This window comes from Streptococcus sp. SV2 (genome assembly GCF_030440175.1).
Taxonomy (GTDB): Bacteria; Bacillota; Bacilli; order Lactobacillales; family Streptococcaceae; genus Streptococcus; species Streptococcus raffinosi.
Map to the genome: position 1 here is coordinate 155,528 of NZ_JAQFJQ010000003.1, position 13,499 is coordinate 169,026.

The following is a 13,499-nucleotide window of genomic DNA, read 5'->3' on the forward strand; positions in this document are numbered from 1 at the left end:
AAACTATGGCGATTGCAGATGGAAAAGTGTCACTCAAGCATTTGGTGACCATGGAAACCCTCACGAATGAAGAGGTCTTGGGCCTGATTCGTCGAGGTGGAGATTTTAAAAATGGCAGAGCTGATTTCCAGCTGGATCGACAGTATTTTGCTGCCAATCTCTTTTTTGAAAATTCAACTCGAACCCACAAGTCCTTCGAAGTGGCTGAGAAGAAACTTGGTTTGGATGTGATTGAGTTCGATGCTGGAACAAGCTCAGTGAATAAGGGTGAAACCCTATATGATACGATTTTGACCATGTCTGCTTTGGGTGTGGACATCTGTGTGGTTCGTCACTCGGAAGTTGATTACTATAAGCAGTTGATTGATAGTAGAACCATTCAGACCTCTATTGTCAATGGGGGTGATGGTTCTGGGCAACACCCAAGTCAGTGTTTGCTTGATTTGATGACCATTTACGAAGAGTTTGGAACCTTTGAAAATCTTAAGGTTTGTATTGCCGGTGACATCACTTATTCTCGTGTGGCTAAGTCAAATATGCAGATTCTCAAGCGTTTGGGTGCTCAGCTGTATTTTGCTGGTCCTGAAGTTTGGTACTCTAATGAATTTGATGTCTATGGTCAGCATGTCGCCATTGACGATGTGATTGAGGACCTGGATGTGCTCATGTTGCTTCGTGTTCAGCACGAGCGTCATGGGGATGACAAGGGATTTTCAAAAGAAGAATACCATGCTCTCTATGGTTTGACTGAAGAACGTTATGCCAAGTTAGCAGACCATGCTATCATCATGCACCCTGCTCCGGTTAATCGTGATGTGGAGATTGCTGATAGCTTGGTGGAAGCGCCTAAGGCTCGTATCGTTGCTCAGATGCAAAATGGGGTCTTTGTCCGTATGGCAATTATTGAAGCTATTTTAAATGGCAAAGCGTAAACAACGTTAACAGATTCCAGAGAGAATCAGACGAAAATGAACACGGGCTAAATCTTCGAAAAATAGCTAAATCTTTCTAGAAGCTAGAGCTTCTCTGTCAGATTTGCTTTTCATTCAGATTTTTAACGCCCTTTGTATCTTAGTGAAAGGAACAATTTACTATAATGGCAAAACGTTTACTTATTTTGGAAGACGGCACAATTTTTGAAGGTCAGGCCTTCGGTGCTGATGTGGATGTGACGGGTGAAATCGTCTTTAATACTGGTATGACAGGTTATCAAGAATCTATCACTGACCAGTCTTACAATGGTCAAATCTTGACCTTTACCTATCCACTTGTTGGTAATTATGGGGTTAACCGTGATGACTATGAATCAATCACACCTACAACTAAGGGTGTGGTGGTATCAGAGGCTAGCCGTCGTGCCAGCAACTGGCGTAACCAAATGACTTTGGATGAGTTTTTGAAGGCTAAAAACATCCCTGGTATTTCTGGTATTGATACACGTGCCTTGACTAAGATTATCCGTCAACACGGTACCATGAAGGCAACTATGGCTGATCCTGGTGACAGTATTGAGCACTTGCAAGATCAATTACGTGCCACTGTTTTGCCTACAAATAATATTGAACAGGTCTCTACTAAAACAGCTTACCCTGCACCTGGTGTTGGTAAAAACATTGTTTTGGTTGACTTTGGTCTTAAACACTCTATCTTGCGTGAATTTTCAAAACGTGACTGTAATGTGACGGTTGTCCCTCACAATATTACGGCTGAAGAAATTCTCCATCTTAATCCCGATGGTGTGATGTTGTCAAATGGTCCTGGTAACCCTGAAGATGTGCCATATGCACTTGATATGATTCGTGGCATCCAAGGTAAAATTCCAATTTTCGGGATTTGTATGGGTCACCAGTTGTTTAGTTTGGCGAATGGTGCCAAGGCTTACAAGATGAAGTTTGGTCACCGTGGCTTTAACCATGCGGTTCGTGAAATTGCGACTGGTCGTGTTGATTTTACCAGCCAAAACCATGGTTATGCTATTGACCGTGACACGCTTCCAGATTGCCTCATGGTAACACACGAAGAGATTAACGATAAGTCAGTTGAAGGTGTTCGTCACCGTGACTTCCCTGCCTTTTCAGTGCAATTCCACCCAGATGCAGCACCTGGTCCACACGATGCTAGCTATCTCTTTGATGAGTTCTTGGAATTGATTGATGCTTTCCAAGCTGAAAAAGCACGTCGTTAATTGCAACTGTCTAGTGACTATAATGGGGTGCGATTCTTGTTTGCCCCAGTCTACTACCTTATTTAATGACAACCAGAGAGTTGTCAAATAGAAAGGAGAAGATACAAGTTCACGAAAGTGAACACGCCCTAAGGACGGTGTGAAAAAGAGAAACGGTGACTAGACGCTTAGGCGTCGTCGTCACGTTTCCTATTTTCACTGGGTCCTTAACGGGCTTTGTATCATAAATTATGCCTAAACGTTCTGATATTAAAAAAATTATGGTTATCGGGTCTGGTCCTATCATCATTGGTCAGGCTGCTGAGTTTGACTATGCTGGTACGCAAGCCTGCTTGGCCTTGAAAGAAGAAGGCTACAGTGTTGTTCTTGTCAACTCTAACCCTGCGACTATCATGACTGATAAAGAAATCGCAGACAAGGTTTACATTGAACCTATCACACTGGAGTTTGTGACACGTATTCTTCGTAAAGAACGTCCTGATGCTCTCTTGCCAACACTTGGTGGACAAACTGGTTTGAATATGGCCATGGAATTGTCTAAAGCTGGTATTCTTGATGAGCTTGGCGTTGAATTATTGGGGACAAAATTGTCTGCCATTGACCAAGCCGAAGACCGTGATCTCTTTAAACAATTGATGGAAGATTTGCATCAGCCAATTCCTGAATCTGAAATTGTTAATACGGTGGAAGAAGCAGTGGCTTTTGCTTCAAAAATTGGTTATCCAGTTATTGTCCGTCCTGCCTTTACCCTTGGTGGTACCGGTGGTGGTATGTGTGCCAATGAAGAAGAACTTCGTGAAATCGCTGAAAATGGTTTGAAGTTGTCACCAGTAACCCAATGTTTGATTGAACGTTCTATCGCTGGTTTCAAAGAAATCGAATACGAAGTAATGCGTGATGCTGCTGACAACGCTCTTGTGGTTTGTAACATGGAAAACTTCGACCCAGTTGGTATTCACACAGGGGACTCAATCGTATTTGCCCCAACGCAAACCTTGTCAGATATTGAAAACCAAATGCTTCGTGATGCCAGCTTGAAGATTATCCGTGCCCTTAAGATTGAGGGTGGCTGTAACGTGCAGTTGGCGCTTGATCCTAATAGCTTCAAGTACTATGTTATCGAAGTAAACCCACGTGTGTCTCGTTCATCAGCTCTTGCTTCAAAAGCAACAGGTTACCCAATCGCTAAATTGGCGGCTAAAATCGCTGTTGGTTTGACACTTGATGAGATGATTAACCCAGTCACTGGTACAACCTACTCAATGTTTGAACCAGCCCTTGACTACGTGGTTGCCAAAATCCCACGTTTCCCATTTGATAAGTTTGAACATGGGGAACGTCGTCTTGGTACTCAGATGAAAGCGACTGGTGAAGTTATGGCCATTGGTCGTAACATTGAAGAGTCTCTTCTTAAAGCTTGTCGTTCGCTTGAAATCGGTGTTCACCACAATGAAATGCCTGAACTTGCCGAAGTAACAGATGATGCCTTGGTGGAAAAGGTTGTTAAAGCGCAAGACGACCGTCTCTTCTACCTTTCTGAAGCTATCCGTCGTGGTTATACTGTCGAAGAATTGTCAGAGTTGACTAAGATTGATATTTTCTTCCTTGACAAATTGCTCCATATCTTCGAATTGGAACAAGAATTGGCTACTCACGTAGGCGACATTGCTGTTTTGAAAGAAGCCAAACGCAATGGTTTCTCTGACCGTAAGATTGCGGAACTTTGGAACCAAACAGCTGACCAAGTCCGTGCCACTCGTTTGGAAAATCATATCGTTCCTGTTTACAAGATGGTTGATACTTGTGCAGCCGAGTTTGAATCTTCAACACCATATTTCTACTCAACTTACGAGTGGGAAAATGAATCTATCAAGTCTGATAAAGAATCTGTTATCGTTCTTGGTTCAGGTCCTATCCGTATCGGACAAGGGGTTGAGTTTGACTATGCAACGGTTCACTCTGTTAAAGCTATCCAAGCTGCAGGTTACGAAGCTATCATTATGAACTCTAACCCTGAAACAGTTTCAACAGACTTCTCAGTTTCAGATAAATTGTACTTTGAGCCATTGACCTTTGAAGACGTGATGAACGTCATCGAATTGGAACAACCTAAGGGTGTTGTGGTGCAGTTTGGTGGTCAAACAGCTATCAACTTGGCTGAGCCATTGTCTAAAGCAGGTGTGAAAATCTTGGGTACTCAGGTTGCTGATTTGGACCGTGCCGAAGACCGTGACCTCTTTGAACAAGCTCTTATTGACCTCAACATCCCACAACCACCAGGTCAAACAGCGACAAATGAAGAAGAAGCGGTTGAAGCAGCTCGTAAGATTGGCTTCCCAGTCCTTGTTCGTCCGTCATACGTTTTGGGTGGACGTGCCATGGAAATCGTGGAAAATGAAGACGACCTTCGCTCTTACATGCGTACAGCCGTTAAGGCGAGTCCTGACCACCCAGTCCTTGTCGATAGTTATATCATTGGACGTGAGTGTGAAGTAGATGCCATTTCTGATGGTAAGGATGTCTTGATTCCTGGTATCATGGAACACATCGAACGTGCAGGGGTTCACTCAGGGGATTCAATGGCAGTTTACCCACCACAAACCCTTTCTAAGAAAATCCAAGAAACGATTGCTGATTACACTAAACGTTTGGCTATCGGTCTTAACTGTATTGGTATGATGAATATTCAGTTCGTTATCAAGGGCGAAACGGTTTATGTAATCGAGGTGAATCCACGTGCCAGCCGTACCGTGCCATTCTTGTCTAAGGTAACGGATATTCCAATGGCTCAGGTGGCTACAAACTTGATTCTTGGTAAATCTTTGGCAGAGCAAGGTTACAAAGATGGCCTTTATCCTGAAAGCAAACACGTTCATGTCAAGGCTCCAGTCTTCTCATTCACAAAATTGGCTAAGGTAGATAGCCTCCTTGGACCTGAAATGAAATCAACTGGTGAAGTTATGGGTACAGATGCAACGCTTGAGAAGGCCCTCTACAAAGCCTTTGAAGCTTCTTACCTTCACTTGCCAACCTTTGGTAATGTTATCTTTACGATTCATGACGATACCAAAGAAGAAGCCCTTGGTTTGGCCCGTCGTTTCGATGCTATCGGTTACGGCATCTATGCTACTGCAGGCACAGCTAAGTTCTTGAATGAACATGGTGTTCAGGCAACACTTGTGCACAAGTTGGGTGAAAATGATGACAACGACATCCCAGCCCTTGTTCGTTCAGGTAAAGCGCAAGCTATTGTCAATACTGTTGGTAACAAACGTACTTATGACGAAGATGGTGCAGCTATCCGTAGCTCAGCTATTGAAGCAGGTATCCCACTCTTCACAGCGCTTGATACAGCAGATGCTATGGTGCGTGTGCTTGAAAGCCGTAGCTTTACAACAGAAGCTATCTAATTATGAAAGAGAGTCTCAGCTTTGCTGGGGCTTTTTTAGTGAAGATAAAACTTCCGAACGTCTGAGACTAATCGCTTCAGGCGTTTTAATCACTGCCAGAAGTCTCGGTTTAAGCTGATGAGGTTTGCAAAAAAACTCTTTCATATTCCCTACAGAGTTTTATCTTTCGTGTCATATTTAAACCTAGTTGATTGCTGTAATGAGTCTCAGCCTTGCTGGGGCTTTTTTCTTACACAAATGTAAGCTAGAAAGTTAAAAATGAAAGCTAAGACCATGGTTTAGGCTACTTAAATTCTGCTATACTAGAAACATGATTATTACGACATCTTTACGTGAAAATGAGGAATTGATTGCCCGTGCCCAAGCCTTAGCTCTCGACCTCGGAGCTGACTACCAGCCTCGGCGCAAGCTATCTTTGGCGAAATGTTTAGAGCGCTTTGGACCGTTCTATCTTCTATACAAAGACAGACTATCTTTTATCAATGCGGATGCTAGTGAATTGACCTTCCATCCAGATACGGCTGCCCTAAGGATTACGGCCCCCCATGACGCTTTAGTCAGTCTTTTAGGCAAGTCTCCCAAGACTATTCTTGACACGACCATGGGTTTGGCTTCTGATAGCTTAGTGATGGCAGCAGTGGGAAATCAGGTGATTGCCCTTGAGAGTCAAGATGTGATTTTTCAGGTGGTTTCTCGTGGTCTTGCCTCTTATCAGACGGATGATAAGCAGCTTGAAAAGGCCATGAGTTCTATTAAGGCTATTAAGAGCGATAGTTTGTCTTTTTTGAAGGCTCAAGCTGACAATTCTTTTGACATCATCTATGCTGATCCTATGTTTTCAGAGACCATTAAGGAATCGGAAAATCTTGAGGCTATCAAGCCTCTGGCCAATGGCAGTCGTCTGACAGAAGAATGGCTAAATGAGGCCAAGCGTGTTGCACGGGAAAAAATTATCATCAAGGCGCATTTTCGTGATACCGTTTTTGAAGAACTTGGGTTTGAACGTCAGGTTCGTCCCAATCAAAAGCTACACTATGGTGTACTGGAACTCATTGACAGGGAATCTTAAAAATATTACAATTGTTACATCTATACAATACAATTAGAAAGAGAGACGTATGCGAAAGAGAATCAGTCCAAAGCTATTTAAAAATAAGAAAAGAGTTTGGATCATTGGAGGCATAGGGATTCTTGTCCTATTGATCCTGATTTTTAACCTTTTGGGAGGAGGTGGCCAAGGGAACAAGGCTGCTGAAGGTCCTACAGCAAGTAAGGTCATCAAGGGACAGCTGGCCTCCTCGACCCTCCTAACGGGTATGGTCAAGGCTCAGTCAGAGCAGTACGTTTATTTTGACAATACCATTGGTCGTAACGCCACTGTAACTGTTTCTGCAGGTGAAGAAGTGAGTGCTGGTCAGCAGTTGGTTCAATATGATAGCACATCTGCCCAAGCAGCCTACGATATTGCAAGTCGTGCCTATAACAAGGCTGTTCGTGATCGTAATTATTTCCAACAGTATGGAACAGCTCCTGCAGCTTCAGCGCAAACTAGCGAGGATACAGACGAAGATGATTCGACAGCTGCAGTGACAGCTCAACAGCGTCAGCAAACCGAAGCCAGTAATTACCAAACCTTGCAAGATTATAATGATGCCGTTGCTAATGCAGCCTCAGAACTCGAAAAGGCTCAGGATGTACTTAATCAAACGGTCATTGTTTCCGATGTGAATGGAACAGTCGTAGAAGTGGCAGACTCTGTGGACCCTGCTTCCAAAGAGAGCCAGACCCTTGTTCACGTGACTAGTGAAGGTCAATTCGAAATTCAGGGAACCTTAACCGAGTATGATATGCCAAATATTTCAGTGGGGCAAAAGGTCAAGATTACGTCAAAAGTATACCCAGACCAAACCTGGACAGGTAAAGTCAATTATATCTCCAATTATCCGAAGCAAAATGCCAGCCAGTCAGCTAATGCTTCGGGAAATTCAGGTCAAACGGGTTCTCAATATGAATACAAGGTTCAATTGACCAGTCCTATCGGTAAGCTCAAACAAGGCTTCAATGTGTCTCTTGAGGTTACTAAGGACGAAGATGCTTTATTGGTTCCTGTAACTGCTGTGACTAAGAAAGGTTCTGACAACTATGTCTGGGTTTACGACGAAGACAGTCAGAAGATTAAGCAAGTCAAAGTCAAGCTTGGCAATGCGGATGCTAAACAACAAGAGATTGCATCAGGGCTTAAAGAAGGCCAAAAGGTTATCACCAAGGCCGATAAATCCTTTAAGGATGGTGAGACTCTAAAGGACGTGACAGATGCTAAGGGTAAAAAGTCCAAAGACACCAGTGGAGAAGAGGTGAGGTCTAGTGACTAAGCCAGCGCTTATGGTTTTAAAAGGCATTACCAAGTCCTTCAAAAATGGACCTGAAACTCTGCAAGTCCTTAAAGGCATTGATTTATCAGTTGAGGAAGGGGACTTTGTGGCTATCATGGGCCCTTCTGGTTCAGGAAAGTCAACCCTCATGAATATTATTGGACTCCTTGATCGACCGACATCTGGTTCCTATCAACTCGAGGATGAGGATGTGGCTGAACTCTCGGAAAACCGCTTGGCTAAGGTGCGAAATAATCAGATTGGCTTTATCTTTCAACAGTTTTTTCTCCTACCAAAGCTAAGCGCCCAAAAGAATGTGGAGCTTCCCTTAATTTATGCTGGAAAATCTCCGAGTGAACGTAAGCAAAAAGCGCAACAATTCTTGGAAAAAGTCGGTTTGTCTGACCGTAGCCATCACCTACCATCAGAGCTATCGGGTGGACAAAAGCAGAGAGTGGCTATTGCGCGTGCACTGTCTAATAATCCAGCAATCATTTTAGCAGATGAACCAACGGGTGCCCTAGATACCAAGACGGGAATGCAGATTATGGAGCTTTTAACCCAGCTGAATCGTGAGGGGAAAACCATTATTATGGTTACCCACGAGCCAGAGATTGCAGACTATGCCCGACGTAAGATTGTCATCCGTGATGGGGAAATTACCCAGGACACGACGGATAGCGTTCGAATTGACTAGGAGGTAAGTATGGAAAATTGGAAATTTGCTCTTAGTTCTATTCGGTCACACAAGATGCGGTCCTTTTTGACCATGTTGGGTATTATCATTGGTGTTGCTGCTGTCGTGCTCATCATGGGGCTAGGAAACGGAATGCGTCAGAGTGTAACTGATAGCGTGACAGGTGATAAGGATACTGTCCAAGTCTACTATGAGGCTAAAGGGGAAGAACTAGACCCTGCCTATGCTGATTTGGCAAAGCCAACCAAACCAGTCAAAGAAGTTTGGTTGGAGCAGGTGGTGAGACAGACGCCAGGTGTGGATAGCTATTTTGTGACCAACAACCTGACAACCTCTATATCTCTCCAGAAAAAGACCGTGAAGAATGTTAATATCACAGGTGCCAGTCAGGGCTACTTTAAAGCTAAAAAGTTAGAAATGTTGACAGGACGATCTCTGCAAGACAATGACTACAAAACCTTTTCACGAGTTGTTGTCATTGATCAGCTGGTAGCTAAAAAAATCTTTGAAACGACTGACGATGCCCTTAACCAAGTCATTACTATAGGAAATAATGATTATCGAGTGGTTGGTGTCTACAAAAATAAAGACACTGCAATCGGTGCCTATGGTGAAATTGGAACAGCTCTTGTGGCCAATACCCAGTTAGCGGCTGAAAATAACACTGATGCTATTGGTCAAATTTTTTTCCATGTGACCGATGTAAAGAATAGTAGTGCCATTGCCAAGGAGGCTGCCAAGCAATTGACGCAGTTATCTCAGGATGACAATGGGCAGTATAAGGCGGCAGATATGAGTGCGACCTTAAATCAGGTGAACACAATCTTTGGAACCATTACTACCGTTGTCGGAGCAATTGCTGGCATTTCACTCTTAGTCGGTGGCATAGGCGTTATGAATATCATGTTGGTTTCGGTAACTGAGCGGACTAGAGAGATTGGTCTGCGCAAGGCGCTTGGAGCTACCCGTCGTAAGATTCTGACCCAGTTTTTGATTGAATCAATGGTTCTGACAATCTTAGGAGGTCTGATTGGACTTGGTTTTGCAGCCCTAGTCGTTGGACCAATTGGAAGTGCTATGGATCTGAAAGCAGGGGTCTCTATCGGTGTGGCTATAGGAAGCATTGCCTTTTCAGCAGCTGTGGGGATTATCTTTGGTCTTCTCCCAGCCAATAAAGCTTCAAAACTCGATCCTATCGAAGCGCTTAGATATGATTAGAAATAACCTCTTGGAATCTTTGGATTTTAAGAGGTTTTATGTTCTTTAAACATAAAATATAAAAAAATGACATTTTTTTCTTGACGTCTGATTTAGGTCATGATATTATATATAAGGTTTGAAAAAACTGACCTAAGACAGTTGGGGAGTTAAACTCATAAACATCCAACCGAGGCACAAAACGTAACTATTTTTTTGTAACGTATTGTACTTTCGTGTCTAGGTTTAGGTGCGATTTTTTTGTACCTAGCCCAAAAATAAAAACGGAGGTAAAACTACTAATGAGTGAAGCTATTATTGCTAAAAAAGCTGAACAAGTTGCCATCGTCGCTGAGAAAATGAAAGCAGCATCATCTATCGTTGTTGTTGACTCTCGTGGACTTACAGTTGACCAAGATACAGTTCTTCGTCGTAATCTTCGTGAATCAGGCGTTGAATTTAAAGTTATCAAAAACTCAATCTTGACTCGTGCAGCTGAAGAAGCAGGTCTTGAAGACCTTAAAGAACTTTTCGTTGGACCATCTGCAGTAGCATTCTCAAACGAAGATGTTATCGCACCAGCAAAAGTTATTAGCGAATTTGCTAAAGACGCAGAAGCTCTTGAAATCAAAGGTGGTGTTGTTGACGGTGCGTTCACTTCAGTCGAAGAAATCAACGCTCTTGCATCACTTCCAAACAAAGAAGGTATGCTTTCTATGCTCCTTTCTGTACTTCAAGCGCCAGTGCGCAATGTTGCATACGCTGTCAAAGCGGTTGCAGAAAGCAAAGAAGACGGTGCTGCATAAGCCCATCTTCACAACTCGTAGCCTAAGCTACGTTTAAAACATTATATTTTAAAAACACATTTGGAGGAAATCACAATGGCATTGAACATTGAAAACATTATTGCTGAAATTAAAGAAGCTTCAATCCTTGAATTGAACGACCTTGTAAAAGCTATCGAAGAAGAATTTGGTGTAACAGCTGCTGCTCCTGTAGCTGCTGCTGCTGGTGGTGCTGCTGACGCTGGTGCTGCTAAAGATTCATTCGACGTTGAATTGACATCTGCAGGCGACAAGAAAGTTGCTGTTATCAAAGTTGTTCGTGAAATCACAGGTGAAGGTCTTAAAGAAGCTAAAGCTATCGTTGACGGTGCACCATCAGTTCTTAAAGAAGGTGTTGCTGCAGCTGAAGCTGAAGAACTTAAAGCTAAACTTGAAGAAGCTGGAGCTTCAGTTACTCTTAAATAATAAGGTAACGACTCAAGTCGCTTAATAAAGAAAACCAGGGCATAAGCTCTGGTTTTTCTGTTACTTTTAACTTATTTAGGATAAAAGTATCCTAATTTCTGACTTTATCTCAAAAAAATGCTAAGATAAGTCTGAGGAGGGTATTATGATGCAGATTAATCTTGAAAATTTAGTTCCTATTTCGGAAGCTAACCAAAATTTTTCTAAAGTTGCTCGTATGGTCGACAGCAAAGGAACTGCAGTTATTTTAAAAAATAATAAGCCTAAGTATGTATTGGTAGAGTATGATGCCTTAATTAAAAATGAGCAAGCTGGAACGGAAGTTGCAGAGCAGACTACTGTTGACGATGTGGCTAACTCTGTTTTGTCTCGTCATTTAGATACCTTCAAGGAATTAGCGAAATGAAGCGATAAAACAGATAATTTAGTGATAGCAAAATAGATAGAAAACTAGATAGAAAACTAGGGCATCAGCTCTGGTTTTTTCTATTGCTTTTAATATTTTCATTTGTTAGAATGTAGGTGATGTGCGTGCTTGTCACGCCCTTTTTCTGTGTCTTTTACGTTACGGCTTTAGTGGTTGTAAATAACTATAAAAATCCTAAAGGCATGGTAATTGATAAAAAAGAAAAGGAGAAATTTATGGCTTATATTTGGTCTTATCTCAGACGTTATCCTAAGTGGCTAGCAATGAATTTTACGGCGGCCATTTTGTTTGTTATTGCTAACCTGGGCTTGCCGACGGTTCTTGCCAGAATGATTGATGAGGGAATAAACCGTGGGGATGCTGACAAGCTTTATACCTATGCTTGGGTCATGTTTGCTGTGGTTTTAACGGGTATTGTTGGTCGTATACTTCTGTCCTATGCGGTTGGTAAGTTGACCACTACTATGGTGCAAGTCATGCGTAATGACATTTATGCTAAGCTTCAGGAGTATTCCCACCACGAGTATGAGCAGATTGGGGTATCCTCTTTGGTGACTCGTATCACATCAGATGCCTTTGTTCTCATGCAGTTTGCGGATCAAGTTCTTAAGCTAGGGGTTATCACTCCTTTGATGATGGTTTCCAGTGTCTTCTTGATTTTGACGACCAGTCCATCTTTGACTTGGATTGTGGCTATTTCCTTGCCTTTCCTAGCCGTAGTTGTCTGGTATGTGGCGGTAAAGACTCGTCCACTATCAGAAAAGCAACAGGCAACTCTCGACAAGATTAACCAGTATGCTCGTGAAAATCTGACTGGACTTCGTGTCATTCGAGCTTTCGCTAGAGAAGATTTCCAAGAGAAGAAGTTTGCCTCTGAAAATGCTGTCTATGCGGATAATTCAAATAAACTTTTCAAATTGACTGGTTTGACCGAGCCACTTTTTGTGCAAATCATCATCGCTATGATTGTGTCTATTGTTTGGTTTGCTCTTGAGCCATTAGGCTCTGGAAGTTTAGCTATCGGGGACTTGGTTGCCTTTATTGAGTACAGTTTCCATGCACTCTTGTCTTTCCTTTTCCTAGCCAATCTCTTTACCATGTATCCTCGTACGGCGGTATCTAGTGAACGTCTGCAGGAAATTATGGACATGCCTATTTCTATCAATCCAAATGAAGATGGCGTGACAGAGACTGAAACTAAGGGATATTTGGAATTTGACAATGTGACCTTTGCCTATCCTGGTGAAACGGAGAGTCCTGTCCTTCACAACATTTCTTTCAAGGCTAAACCTGGTGAAACCATTGCCTTTATTGGGTCTACAGGTTCAGGAAAATCATCACTTGTACAGTTGATTCCACGCTTTTATGATGTAACACTTGGACGCATTCTTGTGGATGGTGTGGATGTTCGTGACTACAATCTTAAGGCTCTTCGTCGTAAGATTGGCTTTATTCCACAAAAAGCCTTGCTCTTTACAGGGACTATCGGTGAAAATATCCGTTATGGTAAGGAAAATGCCAGTCATGAAGAATTGAATCAAGCTACTGATGTGGCTCAAGCCAAGGAATTTATCGAAAGTAAGGAAGAACGCTACGATTCTCACTTGGCTGAGGGTGGCAGCAATCTTTCTGGGGGACAGAAGCAGCGTTTGTCAATTGCACGTGCGGTGGTTAAACGTCCTGATCTTTATATCTTTGATGATTCCTTCTCTGCCTTGGACTACAAGACTGATGCGACCTTGCGCCGACGTCTAAAAGAAGTGACCCAGGATGCGACAGTCTTGATTGTGGCGCAACGTGTGGGGACTATCATGGATGCTGACCAAATCATTGTTTTGGATGAAGGTGAAATCGTTGGTCGTGGCCGTCACGAAGAGCTTATGGAAAGCAATGAGATTTATCGTGAAATTGCCAATTCTCAATTGAATCAAAAGAGTCTTGCAGAAGATTAGAAGGAGGTC

11 protein-coding genes and 1 other annotated feature are annotated in these 13,499 nt (G+C 42.7%); all 11 genes read left to right on the plus strand.

Annotation, left to right across the window (positions count from 1 at the left end):
* Positions 1 to 5: 5 nt before the first annotated feature.
* The 11 genes from PCY14_RS02945 to PCY14_RS02995 all read left to right on the plus strand — a co-directional run bounded on the left by PCY14_RS02945 (position 6) and on the right by PCY14_RS02995 (position 13,490).
* Positions 6 to 932: an aspartate carbamoyltransferase catalytic subunit gene (locus PCY14_RS02945; protein ID WP_008534002.1), complete on the plus strand. Its 927-nt coding sequence runs from the start codon at positions 6 to 8 to the stop codon at positions 930 to 932.
* 164 nt (positions 933 to 1,096) lie between these two features.
* The gene (locus tag PCY14_RS02950) at positions 1,097 to 2,185 is read left to right on the plus strand and encodes a carbamoyl phosphate synthase small subunit (protein WP_002889463.1); all 1,089 of its coding nucleotides are present in this window, start codon (positions 1,097 to 1,099) and stop codon (positions 2,183 to 2,185) included.
* Between the two features lie 230 nt (positions 2,186 to 2,415).
* Positions 2,416 to 5,595, plus strand: coding sequence for a carbamoyl-phosphate synthase large subunit (gene carB, locus PCY14_RS02955; RefSeq protein ID WP_021152207.1), 3,180 nt, complete (start codon positions 2,416 to 2,418; stop codon positions 5,593 to 5,595).
* A 310-nt stretch (positions 5,596 to 5,905) separates the two neighbouring features.
* A complete protein-coding gene (locus tag PCY14_RS02960) occupies positions 5,906 to 6,664 on the plus strand; it encodes a class I SAM-dependent methyltransferase (RefSeq protein WP_021145854.1) in 759 nt (252 codons plus the stop codon).
* A gap of 49 nt (positions 6,665 to 6,713) precedes the next feature.
* On the plus strand, positions 6,714 to 7,967 hold the full coding sequence (locus PCY14_RS02965) for an efflux RND transporter periplasmic adaptor subunit (protein WP_021152206.1): 1,254 nt from the start codon (positions 6,714 to 6,716) through the stop codon (positions 7,965 to 7,967).
* Positions 7,960 to 8,664: an ABC transporter ATP-binding protein gene (locus PCY14_RS02970; RefSeq protein ID WP_002889458.1), complete on the plus strand. Its 705-nt coding sequence runs from the start codon at positions 7,960 to 7,962 to the stop codon at positions 8,662 to 8,664. The genes PCY14_RS02965 and PCY14_RS02970 overlap by 8 nt, the downstream gene beginning before the upstream one ends.
* Positions 8,665 to 8,673: 9 nt before the next feature.
* Positions 8,674 to 9,882 (plus strand): ABC transporter permease, encoded by a 1,209-nt coding sequence (locus PCY14_RS02975; RefSeq protein ID WP_060933902.1) that lies wholly within the window; start codon positions 8,674 to 8,676, stop codon positions 9,880 to 9,882.
* A gap of 113 nt (positions 9,883 to 9,995) precedes the next feature.
* Positions 9,996 to 10,132 (plus strand) — a sequence feature (ribosomal protein L10 leader region).
* 31 nt (positions 10,133 to 10,163) lie between these two features.
* Positions 10,164 to 10,667, plus strand: a complete 504-nt coding sequence (rplJ, locus tag PCY14_RS02980; protein ID WP_021152203.1) for a 50S ribosomal protein L10 — start codon at positions 10,164 to 10,166, stop codon at positions 10,665 to 10,667.
* A gap of 75 nt (positions 10,668 to 10,742) precedes the next feature.
* The gene (gene rplL / locus PCY14_RS02985) at positions 10,743 to 11,111 is read left to right on the plus strand and encodes a 50S ribosomal protein L7/L12 (RefSeq protein WP_021145847.1); all 369 of its coding nucleotides are present in this window, start codon (positions 10,743 to 10,745) and stop codon (positions 11,109 to 11,111) included.
* A 148-nt stretch (positions 11,112 to 11,259) separates the two neighbouring features.
* A complete protein-coding gene (locus tag PCY14_RS02990; protein WP_301363155.1) occupies positions 11,260 to 11,517 on the plus strand; it encodes a type II toxin-antitoxin system Phd/YefM family antitoxin in 258 nt (85 codons plus the stop codon).
* Between the two features lie 236 nt (positions 11,518 to 11,753).
* Positions 11,754 to 13,490 (plus strand): ABC transporter ATP-binding protein, encoded by a 1,737-nt coding sequence (locus tag PCY14_RS02995; RefSeq protein WP_301363137.1) that lies wholly within the window; start codon positions 11,754 to 11,756, stop codon positions 13,488 to 13,490.
* Positions 13,491 to 13,499 lie beyond the last annotated feature (9 nt).